Raw genomic sequence first — 22,298 nt, 5'->3', positions numbered from 1 at the left:
ATTACCGTTGTTCCCGGCCCGGCTAAGGCCTCAAAGCGCGAAAGCAAATGCGTATCTTCCTTTAGGGAACCGAATCTGAGGCCACCAAGCCTCGCTCATTCCTCTCTCCGCCTTGGTCCTTAGGAGAAACAAAGTGAGTCGGTCGTCAGGTACGTTGGCCGCCTCACCGCCTGATAGAACTCCTCGGGTCTCGCGACGATTTTCTCTAAGTTCGCGACCTCGATCCACATAGACATATCCCTCCTCTTGGTCTCGCAGCGTCGCGAACTGTGAAATCGTTTCCGCCACAGCAACTGGGTCCCATACCCGCTCTGATTGGCTCTCGTCTGGCTTTGTGAGTTCTATCATCTGCCGGAGTTCTTCCAAAGGGATCCGTTTGTATTGCTTGTTTGGTACGTCCGCTAGCATCTCGTTGAGGCGTCCGGTTGCAACTTCGGATGTAGCATCGCGTATCACTTGGGCGGGGTTATACGACCCACCTCCTGTATATACACCGATGGCTCCGGGAACCAGCACGTTGGGTCTAGTGGCGTTTAATGAGCTCTCGATATACACGCCACGAAACTCTTCACTTGGCGCTTGAGCAATGATATCTCGCAGGCCGCGTTCCATCTTATGAATGGCTTTGAAAACCGTGTGCAACTCATTTGGTAAGAACAGTCGCAACAAGCCGATGTCTGCCCTGCGATAGCCGTACATCCGCGCGTGTTGAAGAACGGTGTCAGCTTGAGGCTTCTTGGGGTTGCGCCCATAGTAGCTGACTAGTAGGTTCTTGATCGTTACACCTCTGCCAAGCTTATTGCCGCCAACGAAAAGGTTATACGGAGAATGTACGGCGACATCTTCATCGGTTTCACCATTGACGAGCTTGACAGCGATTCCAGGTGAATAGAAGATGATCGCCTTCACCAATTCGTCGAAGCCCGGGTCGCTCAGCTCTGGATGGGTCGTCAACAGATCATCATAGGCAGATTTTAGGCGGCTAAGTAGCGCTGGCGTCCCAGCCTTGGTGCCAGAAGCAAGATCAATCTTGTACTTGCGAAGCAAGGCTTCGATATAGCGGTGATCATCTTTCCTTGTGCTGACATGACAGAGGAAGGCACAATTTTGGTCGACATCTTTAAGGCGTTTGTATGTCGCGCCAATCATGAATGTGTCAAGTGCCTTGAGCAGAGACATTGGAATATTCATTGTTGGGCTGGGCTGTGACGATGAGGTCAAGGCCCCGATATCATCGAGAGGAAATTCACGTACAAGGGTGGAGTTCTCGCCAAAGAATTCTTCTCCCCCAACATACCCGGCACCCGGATGACTAAGCACAGTGAACTTGGGACGAAACTCATGACCTGTCGGTTGGAGGAAGAGTGCTTGCGGCGTGGCGGTAACCTGCAGGTAGGTGTTTTTCTCGAAGAAGCTTCTCAGCTCTAGAATCTTCTGGTTGATGGCGCTCCTCGTTCCATCAGCTTTCTTTGTGCGCGTGTTTAGGCTGGCTTGGTCCGCTTCGTCGTCGATTATGAGACAGGATAGCTCCCCCACATTCCCCTTCTTTAAGTTTTCAATCAGGGTACCCAAGTGACCTGCGTTCTTTGTCATGATGATAGCGCAGGCTCCTACCTTGATTCGCTGAATGAAGGACCCCCAATCTTTGATGTCTGCCTTGCCCAAAATATCCATACCCGGAAAAGCTTCTCGGGCTCGGCCCAAGGTTTGTTCGTAAAGAGGATCGTTGTCGGATGTCAGAATGAGAACGGTCCGATATCCCTCATCGGCGGCAATGGCCCCAGTGACGGTCAGAACACCAGTCTTGCCACTCTGGATCAGGCCATAAATCAGGCCGTTAGTCTCCTCGCTCCCGCCACCTACTGGATTTACCCATAGCTCTGCCACTTCCTGGGCGGTGACTCGGATTTCCTCGACCTCTTCCGGATTGCCAATCTGCTTCATCAAGAGATTAACTACTTGGTCGCGATGATTCATACACTCCTCACTTCTCAAGAATGCGTTGCCACAAGGATGGAGCGACTTTTCGAGCAAGTTCCCCATCAGGACCGGAGACTGCGTAATGTTGCCCGTGCCGTCGGTAGCATGAAACGTGTAGTGCAGTTCTCCTCGGCGCTGCGATTTCTCGATAGGACTTGTAAGGAATCGCAGCTATTCCATCGGCACCACAGATCAGACCGATGACTAAGGACGAGCCTTTTGCGCGATTGCGCAACAAGACCTGTTCATCGGATGTAAAGGTAAAGGCCCAAGGACTGCGGTTCTTGGTGCTGTACTTGAGGCAAACTATGACATCGCCGTTCACAATGAAGAATGGTGGTTCGTATCTAAGACTGGCAATCCCACCGCGACGAGCCAGTTGGTGAAGTGCCGCGCCTTCATAGAATTCTTGCTTTTGAATTGTCATCGTTCATCTTGTACGGCTGGCGTAGTTGACAACGTGCGATCGTAACAGGAAATCAATGTCAGCCAATCCGAACATCAAAATGAGATGCTTGGCATGCTTGATTGCCAATGATGGTGTGCAGTTGGGAAACCACGTTCCGAGTATCTAGTCTTGCGCGCTTTGGAACCATCGAGAACCAGAAGCAGCTAAGCACACAATCAAAGCGATTAAAGATGGCATACTCGCATCAATGCCCGAGACGCGCAGGCACGCAGCGCAGAGCCAAGCAGAAGCGAAGTCCTAGACTACACGCGAGAAACTGGTTAGTAAAGCGGTATCGGCATGTGAACCGTAAACATCTTCGTTTGTAACTGCGGCTCGGCCAGTGCGGATGCTCGAGTACACGCGAACGCGTCGTTCATCCCTTTGCGTCGCGGCGTAACCGCCAGGCGATCGGTAACTCCAGTATCTTTGGTGTCCGGAGTGTTGCCTTGTCCATTACTAATGGACACGCTACAATCGCGGACAATGACCCTCACCGACAAGCAACTAAGTCCATACCTGGAACGACTCCGAGCGCTCGATTTTGTTCAACGCGTCGAACTCTCTGCGGATTTCAAGCAAGAAAGCCGGAATGTCGATGGCCTGCTCCGCATTGGCACGCCTAAAGGCACTTTCGCCTTTTACATTGAACTCAGGAATTCCTACCTCGACCGCGCTCATATCAATGCCCTGATCACTCAAGCAAAACACTATGCCGAGAAGGATCGCCGCCCGTTGCTCCTTCTCGCCAGATATGTGCCCGCGCCGTCCGCCGAGAAACTAATCGATGCCGGGGTTAGCTTCGTAGATCGAGCCGGCAATGTGCACCTGACGCTTGGAAAGAGCTACGGCCGCACCGTTGTCGGGAGACGCGAACAGCAAAGAGCTAAAGAAGCAAAAGCTATGACCGCGGCAAAGGGGCAACTCCTCTTTGCTCTTGCTGCGTACGAGCAGGCGCCGACGTGGACCGTCAGGCAACTTGCTGAAGCCTCTGGCGTCGGCAAGAGCAATGTGGCCACGATAAGAAAGCAGCTTGTCGATGAAGGAATCCTAACCCGCACCTTCCACCTTAGAGATGGCAAGGAGCTTGAGAGTCAACTACTACGCGCATACGAACAAGCGCTGCGGCCGAAGCTTTTCATCAACCGGTTCAGAGCGGCCGAGTCATCCACAGAGCAATTCCTGGGAAAGATTCGAGCCACGTTCGCAAAAGCGTCGTTGAGATGGTCGCTTACGGGCGGACCCGCGGCATTCGAACTTCAGCGCTTCTACAAGGGCGCAGAGATTCCTATCTTCGTAGAGTCTCTCGCCGAAGCGACGCTTCGCGAGCTTCGTGTGTTGCCCGACAGGAACGGCCCTTTGATTCTTCTCCGCGCGTTTGGCACTGTGCCTTTCTGGAAACAGATTCGCCGGAGTACGATTGCTCATCCGTGGCTAATCTATTGCGAGCTGATGTACTCTTCCGATCCCAGAGCACACGAGGCGGCGGAACAACTAAAAGCGGAGTTTCTAAGCAGTGATCGAGTTGAGCAAGGCTGAGATAGATGATCTGCGGGATCTTAATGAACTCTGCAAGCGAATGAACGCCGACCTAGTAATTGTCGGTGCGATTGCCTACCAGCTCCACTTCTCCGATGACGAGCTCAAAACCGGCGACATCGATTTCGCGATTGCCCTGGACTTGGCTGACTTCGCGAAATTGCAGGCAGAATTGTCCGCATTGGGCTGGGCTCAGGAACCAAAGCGTGAAGAACGCTGGCGAAGCAAGCGCGGAGCATTGCTGGATTTGATTCCAGCGGGAATGAAACTGCGCGAATCAAAGCGGTTTACCTGGCCAAAAAGCGAGCTAACGATGAGTCTCGAGGGCCTTGATCACGCGTTCTCCGAAGCGCAGCCAGTTACGGTGGCGGACGACCTCGTGCTACGCGTGATTCCTCTTGTTGTCTTGATGCTCCTTAAGATCATAGCGTTCTATGGATGACCCGCAGCGTCGACGCAAGGATCTGTTTCATATCCGCGCTTTGCTATCGAAGTACCAGGCCGATAGCGATCGAGTATTCACTGAAGCGATCACCAATGCAGGGTTAGAATACAGCCTGGCCAGCGCCTTCTTATTGGGGCGCGATCTGCGGGCTCTTTGTACTGAAGAAGAATTGGAATTCGTTCACCGGTTTATCACGCTTGTCAGTGATGAGGACCAGTCGCCTTGGTGGGCGTTCGTTACAGCATCGCCCCGATCCAGCGAGCGAGAGGAGGACGCTGCTCGACAGCAACTCAGGACTTTCTCAGAAGCGTTTTCAACCGACTAACACCATCGCCGCCTTTCCGGGCAGACCGGCTAACCGAGAGCTTTGACGGATTCAGGGAGGAGCTATCGGATTCGCCAGCCCTTATCGATGTAACGGTGCGAACCGACATCGGTGACCTGAACCGCCGCGCGGTATCGGCCTACTGTCTCAGTCCTCAAGACATGTGTTTCAGATGGAATCTGCTCTTCGTCGGGTCCATCTCGCAGCGCTTCCGCGAGCACCCGGCCATCGAGCGATTCGCCGCCGCTAACGCCTTTCAGAGCCAGGATGGTAGGCGCGATATCGACATTCCCGGCGGCGGTTCGAACGGTAACTCCGTGCTTGAAGTCGGGGCCCCAAAGTATCAGGGTGTTACGCACGAGCCACGGGCTCATGCCTCCATGCCCGCTGGCGGCCCCGGTGAGCGGGCCGGTGTTACCGCCTCCATCCGTGTAGTGCTTACCCGCCATGCCAAACGCATTGACCTCCGAGCTCCACGGCAAGGTGAACAGGATATCCGCACCGCGCTCGGCGTTCGCCTGCCGAATCAGCCCTAGTGAGAACGTTCCTGAAACCCCTCCCAGCTCATCCCCTGTTTTGCGCCCGCGGCCCAACTGTTCTCGTGTCGCCGCGCGTTCGCGCCCGAGCTGTCCGCCTGTCGCGGTGGCGGGTTTTCGCCCGGCAGTGAAGATCACGTCGACCCAGTCCTGTGCCTGCAAGAAGCGAACGATCTTTCTGATCCGCCGAGAGTCTCGACCCTTGACGTGCACCAGCACCGACTGCCCGTTGGAGGCCAACACAACGTCGTCCGACTCGCCGGTGGCCTTGAGTCCCGCGTTGATCAGCGCTCTCGTTGCGTCAACCCTAAAGTTGTGCAAGCTGAAGCCGTGATCGGAGAGCACTATCAGATCGGTCTTGTCGGCCAGGCCGAGATCCTGCAGCTTCGCGAGCGTCAGCCCGAGGTTGCGGTCGCTATTGGCCAGCGCCTTGCGGGCCTCTGGCGACCCCGTGCCGTGCCTGTGCTGCGCGCCATCGGGCTCGGTCTGCCAGTCGATCACCACCTCGGATTTTAACTCCGGCAGGACATACTCGCGCAGCACTCGGTCCGACCAGTCGACCAATGAGCTGCCCTCTTCGGTGGGCGCCGGACCGAAACGTGAAAGGATGGCGGCATTGGACTCGTCGGGATAAGCAACGCGCCTGCCCGGATCGAAGTTGCCGTTGACCAGCACGCCAATGCCTTCAGGTGCTCGATGATTCAAGAGCAATGCGCTGCCGGTCGACCCCGAGCTGACAGCGGCGAAGCGGATGCCGCGCTCGACGAGGCGTTCGGCCAGGCTACGCGCAAAGAGCAAGCGCCCGCCGCTTGCCTCTCGCAGCTTTAGCAACTGGCGGTAGTCGCCAGTGTTGAAGGCACGGTTGGGATGCACACCGGGCACAAACATCGAGTTGCTGACCAGCCCGTTGACATCGGGGTAGGTGCCCGTCGAGATAGCGGCGGAGTTTACTCGCGTGACGGTGGGGAATACCGAATGCGAGTTGATGTAGCTCACGCCTTCCTGACGCAGCCGGAAAAGCGTGGGCGTGTCCTCGCGGTTGATCGAATCGGGACGCAGCCCATCCACAACGACTATCAGGATAAGGCGGGCGCTGGCTCGTGATTGCCGAGCTAAGCGCGCCGCCTCTCCGGTATGCGAGATTGTCGTGCCGAGCGCTATGATACTCACAGCCAGTGCCAGCCCCGCCAGAGAACGTCTCATTCTACTCATTGCGTTATGTTCCTCGCTCATTCGTGTGCCTCTCCTGATGTTTGGACATTCAAGGGCAATCCCGACGGGATTGCGTCCCGCAGCCCAAGGTTTGCCGTACTCGGCTACCTTGGGTTACCGGATCGCTATTTGTTCCCAAACCCAACGAGGTTGCGCCCGTCGGACTCGAACGATCTACAATCAAACGTCGTCTGGGGTGATGGCTGCCGTAGGCAGCAACCCCTTCAGTGTTGCTGCCAACAACCGGCGCCTCGTTGGGCCGGCCTCATCACTCAGAGTAGCTGAGTACAGCAACTCTGGGCTGAGATATGCAACCCCTTCAGGGTTGAAACCTCCAACGAGGCATCGCAAAGCGCGGGCCTTTGGCTTGCTCACCAAGCTGAAGCCGTCGTAGTATACGCCCCGCTCACTCTTGCGGGCGACTCTCTCGAATTGGCAGGCGGGCCTAAGAAAGGACAATCCATGGCACTTCGCACATTTGCAATGTTACTTGTCCTCGCGACAACGCTCCAAGCGGCGCCGCAGGATGATCGCACGGCTGACCGCGAGGCGATCCGCGCGCACATCGACAGCATTTTCCAGGCGTTTATCAATAAAGACGCCGCCAAGCTGCGCGCCACCCACCATCAGAACTGGCTTGGCTACCTCGAAGGGTCGCGTACCATGATTCGCGGAGTCGGCGGGTATATGGACAACGTCTACGTCGACCCGGCGAGCGCATACGGAATGAAAAGCTACAAGATGCGCGAGTTCGACATGATCTTCAAGGGTGATGCGGCCTTCGTATGCTTCACCGCTGATGTCGAGTCGAACACACCAAACGGAATCATGAAGCGCGCACTTCGCATCGCGGATTTTTACACCAAGCAAGATGGCAAGTGGATCCAGACGGGCAGCGATACGGAGCTTCATCCGGAATCGGCGGAGGAGCAATACCAGACGCCGAGGTCTCTGGGCGATCAAATGAAAAAGCGATTGCTCGAGGCGCGGGAAGCCGTCTGGCGGGCGTACTTCTCGAACGATCGGGCGGCGCTCGAAAAGCTGATCCCTGAGGAGACGGTAGCCATCGAAGCAGGAGACAACACCTGGTCGAATCGTAAGTCGATCTTCGAGGGTTCGGCGCAGTTCGCGAAAGGCGGCGGCAAGCTTATCAGGCTGGAGTTTCCAAAGACCGAAATTCAAGTCTATGGCTACACCGCGGTCGTGTACTCCAACTATTCTTACGAGCTGGAGATTGGCGGCCAGCGCTCTCAGCAAAGCGGCCGCGTCACCGAGGTATTCGTGTTGCGCAAAGGGCAGTGGGTAAATCCGGGCTGGCACATGGATAACGGGAAATAGACGCAAGCCGGGGCGCGGTGTCGCGGCTGTGCATTCCACTCGAGGGTCGAGCAGGAACATCCCTCACTTCGATCGGAACTTGAAACAGGGGCGGGAAGAACTACGCCGAATCTGGTGGCGTCGTTCCCCGCGTAATTCATGTTGGACCGTCAGGAGCCGGTGCTGGTAAAGCCATACGGTCGATGAGAAAGCATGACACAACAATCTCGCAAGAGTTATCTCAGCTTCCTTCGTGATGAAATCGCAGCTATGAGCATCGTGAAATGCCGCATGACGCATGAGCGAATCGTTAGATTAGCCGACTCAAAGCAGCCTGTGTTTAGCCCAGGTACACCAGGTGATTTTAAGCGAGTCGGATTGTGCAGCCCTGAGGTGCGTGCAGAAAGACCAGGCTGTAGTCACACAATGTCTAGATCGAAGTTGGATAGAGCTATTGGTGAATTGGAATTCGGCATCGCGGAGCCTCTCAGTTATGAACTAAACTGGCTTACGAATGAGATTCACTTACTAGATCACAGGAAGGGAGAGGCAGAGACTCGGCGAGCGAGGGCAGAGCAGGAGGCGAAATCAAACAGCGAGGATCCAAGAGTATTGGAACTGCTGAGAGCGTCAGAGATTGTCAAAGAGCTAGAGGAGCAGCACGACAGCTATGTGGAGAGAATAGGAGTGCTGAGGGATAGAGTAATCTCAGAACTGGACAAACTGGACAAGGTGATTGGAGAGGTTGATCAATCAGAGCGAGTGCGGCCAGCATGAAGGCTCTGCACTTGGGCTATAAACCGAAACCCGTGGAGCCAGTAGAGACGGCATTCAGATATTTCTAGCCGAACGGAGGCGACCCGATCCAGGAAGGATGTTTCTTTCAAGTTGATAGTGCCGAAGCAGCGGCAAAGGAGCAACATAGATTGAGCCAAGAAACTCCGCACGATGACATAACGAAAAAACGGGTCGTCTACCAAATCCCCGGCATGGATGCTGTTACAATTCGGCGAGACATTGAATACCGAGTAACCGATGCAGGGATTCTAACAATGGATCTCTACCATCCACCTGACTGGAAGAGTGGAGCGCGGATACCCGCCGTAGTCTTTGTGTCTGGATATTCTGATGTGGGATTTCAGAAGATGCTCGGCTGCAAGCTCAAAGAAATGGAATCGTACATCTCGTGGGCGGAATTGACGGCTGCCTCAGGGATGGTGGCAATCACGTACTCCGCTACAGGGCCAGCAGCAGATATACACGCGTTGCTTCAATATGTCAGGCAGAACGCCGCTTCTTTGGGAATTGATGAGAACAGGATTGGCGTGTGGGCCTGCTCCGGCAATGTTCCGAACGCGCTATCGGTCCTGATGCACGAAGATCGGGAATATTTGAAGTGTGCTGTCCTGTGCTATGGGGTGATGCTGGACCTTGAAGGGTACACCAGTACGGCTGAGTCGGCGAAGAGGTTTGGGTTCGTCAATCCGTGCGCCGGAAAATCAGTAAATGAACTTCCACGGGATCTGCCTCTGTTCATAGTGAGAGCAGGTCAAGACGAAATGCCTCACCTGAACGAAACGCTTGACCGCTTCGTGGCCAAGGCGTTGACTTGCAATCTGCCGATCACATTCACGAATCACGCGACCGCGCCTCACGCGTTTGACGTGATGCATGATAGCGAGACGTCTCGCGAGATTATCAGACAGATACTGGAGTTCATGCGGTTTCATCTCTTGGCATAGGTGTGGATGTGGCGGAGCTTGACGCGCGCGTTATGCGCGTCGTAAGGTCGTTGCGCCCAATATCGGTTGTTGTGTAGAACTAGGCCGCCTGCTGGTCAGATCCGCTCGACTCCGCCTAGAGTATGCGGCTTCTCGGTCGAGCAGTGGGTCGTGACGACGAACGAATACCAAGTGCTGCGAAGGAGGAAGAAATGGCGACGAACGGAGTAGTCGGCTCCGTGGCTGGGCTGTGGAGGTTCCCGGTCAAGTCCATGACGGGCGAGCGGCTCGAGCAAGCGGAGCTGACGGAGCGAGGTCTCGTTGGTGACCGCGCCTATGCGCTCATCGACGCGGACACAGGCAAGGTGGTGAGCGCGAAGAGCGTGAGGCTGTTTCCCGGCGTGTTGAGCTGTCGGGCCGCATTCGTCGAGCCGCCACGTTTGGGCCGCGAGCTGCCACCAGTGCGTATCGCGCTGCCGGACGGCACGTCGGTGACCAGCGACTCCAGTGATGTAGACCGCGTGCTATCAACGTACTTCCGACGAGAGGTCACGCTGGCTCGGTCCGCACCGGAAGATTTCACCATCGACCAGTACCACCCCGACGTCGAGGATCTGGACCCAGCAGGCCATCGAGACACAGTCGTCGAGCAGAAGCTCGGCTCGGCCTTCTTCGCCGAAGCTGGTCTTGCTTCACCCGTGCCCGTCGGGTCGTTCTTCGACCTGTTCCCGGTGTCCGTCCTGACGACGTCCACTCTCGAGCAGTTGAGCGAGCTTCGGCCTCAGACACGCTTCGACGAGCGCCGGTTCCGGATGAATGTGATCGTCGGCGCCACAGAAGCTGGGTTCGTCGAGAACGACTGGATCGGCCACCAGCTCGCGATCGGCGACGCGGTGCGCCTGAGCGTGGCCCGCCCCGATGCGCGATGTGTGATGACGACGCTCGCCCAAGCCGAACTCCCGAATGACACCGACGTCCTGCGGACTCTGATTCGCCACAACAAGGTTCAAGTCGGAGCTGCCGGTCAATTCCCCTGCGCGGGCGTGTATGCCGTGGTCGAAGCGCCGGGGACGATGCGAACAGGTGACCGCGTGGTGCTCGCCTGAGATCAAGCGTTGTAAAGGACGTCACCTTTGACCAATGCCCCGGCATTAACGTCGGTGATAAGCGTGATCGAAGGGAACGAATATGGAAACGGACGCAAAGACCGACACATCAACCGGTCAAACAGTCTTTGAGGGCTTCAGAAAGCAGGGCGGCAGAACCTGACGGCTTCGCCAGGGCGCCATCACACAAAGTAACAACGAACCAAGCGAACCCAGCTCGGTGTTTGGAGCAAACGGTGGCGCGTAATCTGGCCGGGCGGCTACTGAAACGATAGGCGCGTTCCGAAATCAAATAGGATAGGAAGAAAGGGGAAAAACGAATGAGTAATCTTGATGGAGTTCGAGGCGTTTATGAGGCATTTGCCAAGGGCGATGTTCCCGGAGTACTGGGGTTCTTAAGCGCTGATATTGAGTGGACCGAAGCGGAAGGGTTTCCATATGGTGGGACGTACAAGGGACCAAATGCCGTGCTTGAAGGCGTTTTCATGAAGTTGGGCACAGAATGGGACGGGTATGCTGCCGTACCCGATGAATTCATCGACGCGGGTGATATCGTCGTCGTGCTAGGGAAGTACAGCGGAAAGTACAAAGCTACCGGCAAGAGTTTTCTGGCAAACTTCGCACATGTGTGGATGGTGCGAGAGGGTAAAGCCGTCAAGTTTGTGCAATACACAGACACCCTGAAAGTTCACGAAGCACTGTGCTGAAACGAAGAAATAGCCGGACTACTAAAAAGGGAGTATCGCGCCATGTGGTTTCCCATGCTCTTGCTTTCCTTGCTACTGGTATTCCCATCAGGACTGATAAGCCGGCGTCCTTCGGGTGAGGCGAGCGACTCCCGGCCTAACATCGTCTTCATCCTGATAGACGATCTACGCTGGGACGAGCTGGGCATTGCCGGGCATCCGTTCATCAAAACGCCCAACATTGACCGCATCGCAAGAGAAGGTGCGAGGTTCCGCAATGCATTTATGACCACCCCGCTCTGCTCGCCGTCCCGCGCAAGTTTTCTGACGGGGCAATACGCACATACCCACGGCATCACCGACAACGTTGACCGCTCTGCTGCCAGCCATAGGCTCGCGACCTTTCCCTTGCTGCTGCATCAATCGGGTTACGAAACCGCCTTCATCGGCAAATGGCACATGGGCAATGATGACTCGCCGCGACCAGGCTTTGACCGCTGGGTGAGTTTCAAGGGGCAGGGCACGTACCTCGATCCCGACATCAACGATGACGGAAAGGCCGTCAAGCCCTCCGGCTACATCACGGATATTCTTAACGGCTATGCCGTGGAGTTCATCAAGCGGGGACACGACAAACCGTTCCTGATTTATCTGGCCCACAAAGCGGTCCATCCCGAAGTGACCCAGAATAACGATGGGAGCGTCAACGTTGCCGATGCGGAGCTGTTCATCCCCGCCGAGCGACACCGTAATCTGTACGCGGGCAGGACCGTTCCGCGCCGACCGAATTACAATCGCGCACCGGAAGGCAAACCCGCCTTGCAGCGCCAAATCGGCAACCTGCCTCCACTCGGAGCAAACACAGGCACACGCGACGAAGCCATCCTCGGACGGCAGCGTTCGCTGATGGCGATTGAAGACGGCGTCGGCGAAATCTTCAAGGCCTTGAAAGAGACGGGCCAACTCGACAAGACCGTGATCGTCTTTGCCAGCGATAACGGCTACTTTTACGGTGAACATGGCCTGAGCGTCGAACGGCGGTTGGCCTATGAGGAGTCGATTCGCATGCCGTTGCTCGTGCGTTACCCGCGCATGATCAAAGCGGGCATGGTGCGGAACGAATTTGCGCTCAACATTGACCTTGCCCCGACTCTGCTCTCCATTGCCGGAGTCCCTGTACCCGGCAATATGCAGGGACGCTCTCTGGTGCCGCTGTTGAAAAGCGAGAAGATCAAATGGCGAGACTCGTTTCTGATCGAATACCATTCTGACCGCGTTTTTCCGCGCATAGTGCAGATGGGCTACAAGGCCGTGCGCACTGGGCGCTGGAAGTACATTCACTATCTCGAGCTGAAAGGGATGGATGAGCTCTACGATCTCAAAACCGATCCCTATGAGATGAAGAACCTGATCAATCAGCCGGGCTCGGAGAAGGCGCTCGGCGGGATGCAGAAGGAAATGGACCGATTGCTCAGGGAGACGAATGCCGGAAGGCAGGCAAATTGAAAATAGCTGACCTGGGAACGAGTAGAGTAGCTGTGTTAGATGAAATCGAAGGAGAAGCAAGTATGACGAGTTCAGGCGTAGACCGTTTGCGCAGCTTCGCTGAAGCATATACCGCCGCCTGGTGCAGCCAGGACGCTGCCCGCGTAGCCGCCTTTTATGCGGAAGATGGCTCGCTCAGCGTTAATGAAGGGCCTCCGGCGGTGGGGCGTGAGGCTATCACTGCGGTCGCTCAGGGATTCATGACTGACTTCCCGGACTTGCGAGTACTCATGGATGATTTACTCCGGAAAGATGACCACGCGATTTATCACTGGACGCTTATCGGGACAAACACCGGTCCGGGCGGAACGGGCAAGCAGGTTCGCATCAGTGGATTCGAGGTGTGGCGATTCGGCAGTGACGGGTTGATTGCCGAGTCGCGGGGCCACTTCGACAGTGCTGCGTACCAGGACCAGATTACCCATGGGGTCGTGAATCCGGAGTAGCAGGCTATACGCGAGGAGATCAGAATGAATGCAGTATTCAACACCGCCTGGGCGTATGCCGACGACGCAATGAACCTCCCTGTCGAGAATGTCGAAGCGGCCATTCCTTTTTACGAAACGATAATGGGGTTCCAGGTTGTATCACGCAACGACTCGCCGTGTAAGTCTGTTGTCCTCGCCAGGGATGGCATTCAGATCGGCCTGGCAGAGAATGGAGGCGACCCGGCCCAGGAAGGATGTTTCTTTGAAGTTGATAATGCCGAAGCAGCCTTCGAGGAATTGAAGTCGAATGGCTTAACTACGCACCCTAGCTGGACTGGGCGGAAGGCGCCGGAGGAAAGAGAAGAGGCTGGCTTCAGCATCGACCAACACGGAGAAACTTCTTTCAAAGTGTTTTTCGTAGTGGCGCCGGACGGGCTCTGTTACTGTCTTGGTGAACGTCAAAATTAGAATGGCCGAGAGAATGGTTTTGACTTCTGCGCGAGAAAGCTTATCGAATAGCCGTAGAGCAAGAGGCTGGGTCGCCGTCCTCCTGCTGGATTGGTATCACCTGAAGCTACCCGGGGGTGTGGACCCCGACTTGTATTCGGCGAAGAGCTCGGCTTCGAAAAGCGAACACGGCGATATCTCCCGGGTGCGCCGGGGCGGGTGCTGGGCCGATGAGGGCTGGCCTTGCCGTTCGGCCTTTCGTCTCCGGTTCGAGCCGGAGCGGCGGCACGACCACATCGGCTTTCGAATCGTTGCCGTTCAGCTCTAGCGCCAGAGGCGAGCAAGCAGCAGATCGGATGACGCAAACGTCTAGCCCTATCAATCTATTGAGGAGACGATCATGAAGGATTTAACGATCGCGCTTGAGAACCGGCCGGGCGCGTTGGCCGAGATGGGCGACGCTCTGGGTCGCGCCGGAGTTAGCATTGAGGGCGGCGGCGCTTTCGTAGTCAACGGCCACGGTGTGGCCCACTTTCTCTTCGAGGATGGTGCGGCGGCACGCAGGGCACTCGAAGCGGCAGGCATCCAGGTCTTGGATGAGCGAGAGGTGCTCATACAACGATTGAACCAAACTGAACCAGGCCAGCTCGGCAAGATCTCACGCCGGATGGCCGAGACGGGCGTCAACATCGAGGTCCTCTATAGCGACCACGATCATCAACTGATCCTTGTCGTGGACGACATCGCGAGAGGGCGAACGGTTTCTCAAGCTTGGACGCGCGATCATGCGTGAACGGTAGCTCCGCTGGTAAGCCAGCGGCTGGCCCTCCTACCGGAGGGCGGTCGGATCTCCACGCGGGGTCTATAAACATGGCCCTCCTACCGGAGGGGGACGACAAACTTCAGTTTGTCGCGACGAGCCGAATGCGACGCTTCAGCGACCAATCGACAAGCTGAAGTTTGTCGAAGCTAAAGTACTATCTCGAGCAGATCGCAAAAGCATAGGCCCAGAGGAAGGAACAAGGAACGTAGGAAGGTCGACACATGGACGCCAGGGAACTGCCCGCTCGCCCCAGCCTGACGCAATACGAGAAGCTGGCGGAGGACGTCGTCAACGCCTACAACTCAGGCGATTCCGATGCGTTGCAGCGCATCAAGGAGCATTACGCGTTCGAGCGCCCCCTGACCTTGGAAGAGCTGCGCGCGAGAATCGCGCAGCGCTTGCGCGGACTGCGGGGCTCCGAGAACCAAAGCGCCGACTTTGCGCTTGGCGATGCACAAGATCTCATCGCCGACTCGCACTGCTTCGAGAATTGGTTCACGTTTTCGGGGTACATCCACGCAATCAACACGGAAAATTCTCCGGACTCACAATTCGAAGCTGCAGTTGATGCTGTAGTCTCCGGCGACGTGGCCACACTCGAACGGTTGCTTCACGAGAATCCGGAACTGATTCGAGCGCGTTCAGCGCGCGAGCATGGCGCGACTCTCCTTCACTACGTCGCCGCCAACGGCGTCGAGGATTTCCGCCAGAAGACTCCGAAGAACGCCGTTGAGATTGCGGAGACTCTGCTCAAGGCTGGCGCCGAGGTCGACGCGGATCTCGCGTACGGCTCGTCGCTGTCGGTTCGGACACGCTATCCCGAGCGCGTCGGATCAACGACGCTGGGATTGGTGGCGACGAGCATTCATCCGGCGCACGCTGGTGTGCAGATCGCCCTGATGGAAAGTTTGCTGGACGCCGGCGCGGCCCTCGATGGCATTCGAGGAGGATGGGGCTTCGTCAATGGCTGCCTCGCCAACGGACGCCCTGAGGCCGCCCACTTTCTCGCCAGGCGCGGCGCGCGATTGGACCTCGAATCCGCGGCAGGAGTCGGGCGCCTCGACATCGTTCAGAGCTTCTTCAACGAAGACGGCAGTTTGAAACCCACCGCCACGAAAGCGCAGATGGAATCGGGCTTCATGTGGGCTTGCGAGTATGGCCACACCCGCGTCGCCGAGTTCCTGCTGGACATTAATCAAGGGGGTCTCGACGTGGGCACGAAGGCCCACGGAATGACCGGCCTGCACTGGGCGATGGTTGGCGGACGCCTGGACACGATCAAGTTCCTTCTGGAGCGAAAGGCTCCGCTCGAATCCGAGAACAACTACGGCGGGACCGTTCTCGGTTGCGCGATTTGGGCTGTCGGCCAGAGCGACCCCGTGTACCGTTGGCCAGACTCCGACACTGACTGGCTCGCGATCGTGCAGATGTTAGTCGACGCCGGCGCGAAGGTCTACGAGACCGACTCCGACTTTCCCACCGGCAACGAGCGTGTCGATGAACTGCTGCGGCGGCACGGAATGAAACCGTGAGTGCAATTGAGAAAACGAATTAAGAATTCGCGGGTGCGGTAGCAGGGGCATTTGCAGCCTCCGCGCCCGCCGAGCAATCAAAAATTGCCCGCGAGGTCGAGCGTATGATTCAGCCTGACGAACTGAAGAAGAATAAACCGCTGCTCTGGTCTACCGGCACGGGCTCCGATGTCTGGGAGATCTTCTGCGCTTGCATTGCGGGAGACCTGGATACCGTCAAACGGCTGGTTAACAATGACCCGTCGATCGTGCGCTGCCATCACGCGTATCGCACGCCGATCTATTTCGCTGTTCGGGCGAACCAACTTGAAGTCGCCGCATTCCTGCTCGAGCACGGCGCCGACCCGCTGAGCCTGGCGGTGGGCGACAGCCTTCTCGACATCTGTCGCGATCGCGGATACGTCGAGATGCAGAAGTTGCTGGAGACCACCTACACGACTAAGCACGGCGCCTCAACAAAAGGAGAACCAATCGCCGCGGCGATCCGCAAGCGCGATCTGCCCAAAGTGCGGAACCTCCTCGAGACCTCGCCCGAGCTTCTGCATGCTGGCGATGAGCGCGGCAATCAGCCGATTCATTGGGCGGTGATGACGCGACAGATCGACATGATCGACGAGCTGCTGGCGCGCGGCGCGGACATCAACGCAGCGCGCTTCGATGGCGCGCGCCCGATCCAGCTCACCAACGGGGATTACAACTATCGAGGCTGGCGCGATGTGCCCAAAGACATCGCGACCACTCCGCGAGATGTGCTCGAGCACCTGCGCGCGCGCGGCGCGTACGTCGACATTTGCACCGCCTCGCACATCGGCGATCAGAAACGAGTGAGAGAACTGCTCGATCAAGACGCCTCGCTCGCCAACCGCGTCTCGGAATACGTCACGTACTACCTCGGCTCCGGGGCGCCGCTGAAGAACGCCGCCGCCCGCGGGCATATCGAGATCGTGAAGCTGTTGCTCGAGCGCGGGGCCGATCCGAATCTGCCCGAGGAAGGCATCGCGCCACACGGCCACGCGCTGTATTCAGCGGTCTACAGCGGACACTACGAGATCGCCAAGCTCCTGCTGGAGAAGGGCGCCTACCCGAGTCCGGAAGTCGAAAGTTCCGCTGACGCTCTGAGCATCGCCCTGCTTAACAGCGATCAGAGGATGGTGGAGCTGCTCTGCTCGTACGGCGCCGCCCGATCCGTGGACATCTTGTCGCACTACGGCGATGTCGAGACAGCGGCTGCGATCTTCGCGGCCAACCCGGCGCTGGCAGACGACCCTCACGCGCTCTCGCAAGCCGCAGGCAATGGGCACGAAGCATTTGTTCGCCTGATGCTTCACCATCAGCCCGATCTTGCCAAACGCGTCTCCGGCGAAGCCAAGACGCGAGAGCTGTCCGAATTTTTGTTCGAGCGCGGCGCGAATCCGAACCATTCTAACTGGCTGCGAATCACGCCGCTGCATCACTGCGCAAGGTCGGGCGATCTCGAAAAAGCCGCGATCTTCATCGACCACGGAGCCGATTTGCATGCTCGCGATGAGGACATCTGTTCGACGCCATTGGGGTGGGCGGCCAAATCCGGGAGGACCCACATGGTCGAGTTTCTTCTGAGCCGCGGCGCAAAGCTAAACCTGCCCGATGATCCACCGTGGGCCACTCCGCTCGCGTGGGCGACTCGGAGGGGACATCAAGAGATCGTGGAGTTGCTGGACCAATACCACAAGACTGGCGCACTGCCTCCGGTCAGCTCGGCGCCCGCGCCAACGACGGATCCGATTTCGGGAACTTGGAAGGGAGACATGGGCTTGAACGAAACCACTCGGTATCCAATCACTATGAAGCTGAAGTTCGACGGAACGTCCGCCGTTTCCGGCCCCGTCACGGGGCCGCCGCTGCCTGGCGAGATCAAGACAGGAACGTTCGATCCGAAGACCGGCGCCATGAAGCTCGAAGTAGACGTAGCGGACGAGGGCATCGTTGTCCGTTTTGTCTTTGAAGGCACAGTCCTCGAAGGCAGTGCCACAGGCCGCGTGATCGGCGGCGGCAACCAACCCGGCGATTTCAAGATCACGAAGAAGTAGTAACGAGTAGTCAGTCACCGTGATTGTGACGAACAGCGTGATTTCGGAATCCCACCAACGCAGTTGGTGGATTGTTCATGTTCAGCCTACACGGACAAAGCGCGGCGCCCGAATCCCACCAACGCAGTTGGTGGATCGTTCATATTCAGCCTACACGGACAAGGTGCGGCCGAATCCCACCAACGCAGTTGGTGGATGTTTTCATACCTAGCCTTTTTGCCTCAGCATTTTGTAGGTAGTGTATGAACGATCCACCAACTGCGTTGGTGGGATTCCGAAGACTGGCAGCACCGGGTATGGTTGTCTGCATCGTTCACTCGTCGCCCCGAAGGATGGTTCACATGACGATCTCCTTTCCCGAATGGGTCGAGCCGATGGCGGCGACCCTCACACAGGAACGGTTCACCGGCCCGGAGTGGATCTTCGAGCGAAAGTTCGACGGCATTCGCTTGCTCGCGTTCAAAAAGGGACCGCAAGTCCGACTGTTCTCGCGAAACCGGTTGCCGCAGAACATTCCTTTCGTCGTCGAGGCGATCGCGAAGTTGCCGATGCACGACGTGGTCCTCGACGGGGAAGTCACATGGGGCAAGGGAGAGGTCACCTACCACGTGTTCGACGTCATGTGGCTTGAGGGCCGCGATGTCACGTCGTTGCCCCTCGACGCGCGTCGCGCGCTGTTGAGTGAGTTGCCGCTCCACTCGCCACTGTCCAGCGTTGAGTCACTCACGGATGAAAAGCCTTGGGAGCGAGCCTGCAACGAAGGCTGGGAAGGCGTCATTGCCAAACGGCGCAACTCGCAGTATGAGCATCGCCGCTCGAAGCATTGGCTCAAGATGAAGTGTGAAGCTACGCAGGAGCTAGTCGTCGGCGGCTTCACCGATCCGCAAGGCCGGCGCGTCGGTCTGGGTGCGCTGTTGATCGGCTACTTCGAGGGTGACCACTTCGTCTTTGCTGGGAAGATCGGAACCGGTTTCGACACGAAGTTGCTGCTGGACCTCCGCGCGAGGCTGAATGCGCTCGAGATTGCGAAGCCGCCGTTTACTAAGTCCGTCGGGCTGCCGCGCGTCCGCGCGCATTGGGTGCGCCCCGAGGTGGTCGTCCAGGTCGCCTTCATCGAATGGACGGTGCACGGCAAGCTCCGCCATCCGCGGCTGCTGGGAGTCCGCTACGACAAGCCGGCACGCGAGATCGTGAGGGAGACGTCTTGATAACCCATCCCGAGAAGGTGCTGTTTCCGGATGACGGGATCACCAAGGGCGAGCTCGCGTCCTACTACGAAGCCATCGCGCCCGTCATGCTGCCGCACATTCGCTCACGTCCGGTCACGATGGAGCGGTACCCGGCCGGAATTGGCGAGAAGGGTTTTATGCAGAAAGATGTTTCGAGGGGTTTCCCCGAATGGCTCAAGCGCGTCGAGGTTCCGAAGAAGGGCGGGACGGTGCATCATCCAGTCGTCCGCGATACGCGATCGCTGCTCTGGCTCGCCAACCAGAACAGCATCACACCTCACGTGTGGACGTCTCGCGCGCCGAACCTTTACCAGCCAGATATCTGCGTCTTTGACCTCGACCCGTCGGTTGATGAACCTGATGTATTGCGCGCCGCAGCGCTCGGGCTTCGGGATCTTCTCGATGAGTTGGGCTTGCCAACCTGGGTGAAGACATCAGGCTCGAAGGGGTTCCACATAGTCGTCCCGCTCGACGGCAAGGCCGGCTTTGGCGAGGTGGGGAGATTCGCTCACACGGTTGCTTCGATTCTTATCAAGCGCGATCCGCGGAACCTCACACTTGAGTTCAGCAAGGCCGACCGTGGCAGGCGCATCCTCATCGACACCGGACGCAATGGCTACAGCGCGACTTTCGCCGCGACCTACGCCGTGCGCGCGAAGGCTGGCGCGCCCGTGTCCGCGCCATGCATGTGGGAGGAGCTCGAACGCGGCGAGGTCGGCCCACGGACGTTCACGCTGCGGACGATGGCCAGCCGCATCGCCGAAGTCGGCGACCTGTGGTCAGACATGCTCAGGCGCAAGCGCTCGCTGCGACGTCCGATGGAGAAGTTGCGTCGAATTTATGCAACAGGGTGAAAATGCGACGGCGTTTCAACTCCGTAGCAGTGTCCTGTCTGTAGAAACGCCCACGCCAGATTCCGGTTTGACTCCGTAGGAGTCTCCTATCTGATCGAAACGCGTATCTTCTATAGACAGGACACTCCTACGGAGTGACGCGGAATCTCGGCAGCGCGGTTTCTATAGACAGGACACTCCTACGGAGTTGAAGCGGAATGTATCCGAAGAACGTCATCAAAAACATTTCAGCGCAGGTCCTTCGAAGAATCCGGAAGGAGATTGAGAATGGCTAACGCAAAGCGAGACATCGGACGCGAGATCCTGCAAGGCCTGCGAGAGATTAGGAGCGGTCAGCACGGACGCGTGGTGAACCTTCCCAGTGTCGCAAGCATTCGCGAAAAGACCGGGCTTTCGCAAGAGCGCTTCGCTACATTGCTCGGGGTATCGGTTCGCACTCTTCAGGATTGGGAGCAGGGCCGTCGGGCGCCGTCAGGCGCGGCTCGCACGCTGCTGCTGATCGCCTAACGCAACCCAAAGCGCGGAGCTCAATGTCGCGGACTACAACAGAGCAGGGATCAATGAGCGATCTTGAAAGATACGTTAAGAAACGTAAGCGGCTGGACCCTGAATTCGCAGAAGGCTTCGAGGTTGGCTATTCCAATTTCAAAGTCGGGGTTCTGCTCAGGCAAGCGAGCGAGAAAGCCGGGATGACTCAAGATGACGTTGCACGGAGATTGAGAACTAAGAGGTCGGCAATTTCGAGAATAGAGAATCACGCCGAAGACATACGTTTGTCGACTATCCATCCAAAAGTACGCCAAAGCCTTGGGCAAGAATTTGAGAGTAGAAATCATGGGTTGAGATTACTCACTCGCCGCACGGCGGCAGGGCATCTATTGGGTGGATCATCCGAAGTCGGCCTTCGCGGTTTTCGGTTTATGCGCGTGAGAATTGCAATTCGCACGCCTGACCCTCGATTCCTCTTTCACGTCAAGGTATACCAGGTGCTTCGGCCGGAAGCCAATGACCCCGAGGGGTACATACGGATCGTTGATGAATCCGGCGAAGACTACCTCTACAGCGCCAAAGGATTTGAGATCATCGAGCTCCCGGCACGAGTTCAACGCAAGCTTCGAGCTACAATGAGGTGACGCTGAAAAGCGAATCGCTGGTTAGAGCTTTGCTTATTTTCACTCCCACACCTTATCGGCATATCGAATAGCAAGCGGTGAGTTCGAGCAGTACGGCAATCGCAGCGAAGCCGGGCTACCCGACAGTGATCGTACCGTTTGGCTTAGTTCCGAACGCACCGACCCCTCCGTCCCCGCCGTTCCCCGAAGGCTTCGCTCCAAAACCTTCGCCGTTCGGAGTGGGCTTCACGGGGACAGCCTGCAGCGAGCCTCGGCTGATTGAGCTTGCGTATGCGTTTGAGCAGGCGACGAAACGTCGCGTCCCTCCTCCATCCGCGCCATAGCGGGACGATAGCGTCTGATGAGCCAGGGACGCAGCATCGAGGGACGGGTGTCTGGCAGGCACATTGAATTCGAGAGGCTTAAGAACTTGCTTCTATTCCGGTCACCAACTCAAAGTAGGCCAGGAAACCTGTTAAGAAGTTACTTAGAACGAACGTAGCAAGTTATCATTGACTCACCGGGCTAGACGCATTCGGGTTGAGTTGGTATCGTCTCTCTAGAAATGGAGGTGCAGCGTGGACGACTTTGACGTGCTATCGACGATAGTCGGAGCCCTTAAGCAACTTGAACCAGATGCCCAGAGACGGGTGCTTCAATCAGTACAAACGTTTCTCGGACTACAACCTCAACATGGGGCTACACCGCGCGATGCAGACACCTTACGCCCCTCGCGAACCGTCTCAGAGCAAGATTTCTCACGTGATCGGTCTTTGTCGCCGAAGGAGTTTTTGCGAGATAAGGAGCCGACGACCGACGTAGAGCGAGCTACTTGTCTTGCGTACTACCTCACACATTATCGGAACGCTCCACATTTTAAGACGGTTGATATCAGCACCCTTAATACGGAAGCGGCACAACCAAAATTCTCGAACGCGGCGGTG

21 protein-coding genes are annotated in these 22,298 nt (G+C 57.1%); 18 read left to right on the top strand and 3 right to left on the bottom strand.

Annotated features, from left to right (window positions below; genetic code table 11):
* Positions 1–30 precede the first annotated feature (30 nt).
* Both AABO57_20110 and AABO57_20105 read right to left on the bottom strand, forming a co-directional pair.
* A complete protein-coding gene (locus AABO57_20110) occupies positions 31–1,977 on the bottom strand; it encodes a Z1 domain-containing protein (GenBank protein ID MEK6288031.1) in 1,947 nt (648 codons plus the stop codon).
* A 7-nt stretch (positions 1,978–1,984) separates the two neighbouring features.
* Complete coding sequence (locus AABO57_20105) at positions 1,985–2,407, bottom strand: hypothetical protein (GenBank protein MEK6288030.1); 423 nt, start codon at positions 2,405–2,407, stop codon at positions 1,985–1,987.
* A gap of 507 nt (positions 2,408–2,914) precedes the next feature.
* Here AABO57_20105 and AABO57_20100 point away from each other — a divergent pair.
* Positions 2,915–3,967, top strand: coding sequence for a type IV toxin-antitoxin system AbiEi family antitoxin (locus AABO57_20100; protein ID MEK6288029.1), 1,053 nt, complete (start codon positions 2,915–2,917; stop codon positions 3,965–3,967).
* Entirely contained in the window at positions 3,954–4,409 is a 456-nt protein-coding gene (locus AABO57_20095; protein MEK6288028.1) for a hypothetical protein, read from the top strand. Before AABO57_20100 ends, AABO57_20095 begins: the two co-directional genes overlap by 14 nt.
* Positions 4,410–4,799: 390 nt before the next feature.
* Here the strand turns inward: AABO57_20095 and AABO57_20090 are convergent, their stop codons facing one another.
* Positions 4,800–6,485, bottom strand: coding sequence for an alkaline phosphatase family protein (locus AABO57_20090; protein MEK6288027.1), 1,686 nt, complete (start codon positions 6,483–6,485; stop codon positions 4,800–4,802).
* A gap of 462 nt (positions 6,486–6,947) precedes the next feature.
* On the opposite strand from AABO57_20090, the gene AABO57_20085 reads away from it, so the two are divergent.
* The 16 genes from AABO57_20085 (at position 6,948) to AABO57_20010 (ending at position 21,375) form a co-directional block, all read left to right on the top strand.
* Positions 6,948–7,823, top strand: a complete 876-nt coding sequence (locus AABO57_20085) for a nuclear transport factor 2 family protein (GenBank protein ID MEK6288026.1) — start codon at positions 6,948–6,950, stop codon at positions 7,821–7,823.
* Between the two features lie 405 nt (positions 7,824–8,228).
* Positions 8,229–8,579, top strand: a complete 351-nt coding sequence (locus AABO57_20080) for a hypothetical protein (protein ID MEK6288025.1) — start codon at positions 8,229–8,231, stop codon at positions 8,577–8,579.
* Between the two features lie 149 nt (positions 8,580–8,728).
* On the top strand, positions 8,729–9,544 hold the full coding sequence (locus AABO57_20075) for an alpha/beta hydrolase (protein MEK6288024.1): 816 nt from the start codon (positions 8,729–8,731) through the stop codon (positions 9,542–9,544).
* A gap of 143 nt (positions 9,545–9,687) precedes the next feature.
* On the top strand, positions 9,688–10,629 hold the full coding sequence (locus AABO57_20070) for an MOSC N-terminal beta barrel domain-containing protein (protein MEK6288023.1): 942 nt from the start codon (positions 9,688–9,690) through the stop codon (positions 10,627–10,629).
* A 320-nt stretch (positions 10,630–10,949) separates the two neighbouring features.
* Positions 10,950–11,336 carry a nuclear transport factor 2 family protein gene (locus AABO57_20065; protein MEK6288022.1) on the top strand — a complete coding sequence of 129 codons (387 nt, stop codon included), beginning with the start codon at positions 10,950–10,952 and terminating at the stop codon, positions 11,334–11,336.
* 42 nt (positions 11,337–11,378) lie between these two features.
* Complete coding sequence (locus AABO57_20060; GenBank protein ID MEK6288021.1) at positions 11,379–12,821, top strand: sulfatase; 1,443 nt, start codon at positions 11,379–11,381, stop codon at positions 12,819–12,821.
* Between the two features lie 62 nt (positions 12,822–12,883).
* On the top strand, positions 12,884–13,306 hold the full coding sequence (locus AABO57_20055) for an ester cyclase (GenBank protein MEK6288020.1): 423 nt from the start codon (positions 12,884–12,886) through the stop codon (positions 13,304–13,306).
* Between the two features lie 24 nt (positions 13,307–13,330).
* A complete protein-coding gene (locus AABO57_20050; GenBank protein MEK6288019.1) occupies positions 13,331–13,756 on the top strand; it encodes a VOC family protein in 426 nt (141 codons plus the stop codon).
* A 1-nt stretch (position 13,757) separates the two neighbouring features.
* Positions 13,758–14,063 (top strand): SUMF1/EgtB/PvdO family nonheme iron enzyme, encoded by a 306-nt coding sequence (locus tag AABO57_20045; protein ID MEK6288018.1) that lies wholly within the window; start codon positions 13,758–13,760, stop codon positions 14,061–14,063.
* 72 nt (positions 14,064–14,135) lie between these two features.
* Positions 14,136–14,528 (top strand): amino acid-binding ACT domain-containing protein, encoded by a 393-nt coding sequence (locus AABO57_20040; GenBank protein ID MEK6288017.1) that lies wholly within the window; start codon positions 14,136–14,138, stop codon positions 14,526–14,528.
* Positions 14,529–14,779: 251 nt separating this feature from the next.
* A complete protein-coding gene (locus AABO57_20035; GenBank protein MEK6288016.1) occupies positions 14,780–16,090 on the top strand; it encodes an ankyrin repeat domain-containing protein in 1,311 nt (436 codons plus the stop codon).
* A gap of 104 nt (positions 16,091–16,194) precedes the next feature.
* Positions 16,195–18,159 (top strand): ankyrin repeat domain-containing protein, encoded by a 1,965-nt coding sequence (locus AABO57_20030; GenBank protein ID MEK6288015.1) that lies wholly within the window; start codon positions 16,195–16,197, stop codon positions 18,157–18,159.
* A 242-nt stretch (positions 18,160–18,401) separates the two neighbouring features.
* Positions 18,402–19,367, top strand: coding sequence for an ATP-dependent DNA ligase (locus tag AABO57_20025; GenBank protein ID MEK6288014.1), 966 nt, complete (start codon positions 18,402–18,404; stop codon positions 19,365–19,367).
* On the top strand, positions 19,364–20,242 hold the full coding sequence (ligD, locus tag AABO57_20020; protein ID MEK6288013.1) for a non-homologous end-joining DNA ligase: 879 nt from the start codon (positions 19,364–19,366) through the stop codon (positions 20,240–20,242). Before AABO57_20025 ends, ligD begins: the two co-directional genes overlap by 4 nt.
* Before the next feature lie 267 nt (positions 20,243–20,509).
* Positions 20,510–20,749 carry a helix-turn-helix domain-containing protein gene (locus AABO57_20015; protein MEK6288012.1) on the top strand — a complete coding sequence of 80 codons (240 nt, stop codon included), beginning with the start codon at positions 20,510–20,512 and terminating at the stop codon, positions 20,747–20,749.
* A gap of 53 nt (positions 20,750–20,802) precedes the next feature.
* The gene (locus AABO57_20010) at positions 20,803–21,375 is read left to right on the top strand and encodes a helix-turn-helix domain-containing protein (GenBank protein ID MEK6288011.1); all 573 of its coding nucleotides are present in this window, start codon (positions 20,803–20,805) and stop codon (positions 21,373–21,375) included.
* The last annotated feature ends 923 nt before the right edge of the window (positions 21,376–22,298 follow it).

It is taken from the genome of Acidobacteriota bacterium (assembly GCA_038040445.1).
In the GTDB taxonomy this organism is placed as follows: domain Bacteria; phylum Acidobacteriota; class Blastocatellia; order UBA7656; family UBA7656; genus Onstottus_A; species Onstottus_A frigus.
Note: the sequence above shows the minus strand (reverse complement) of the source record. Positions and strands in the feature narration are given on the sequence as shown.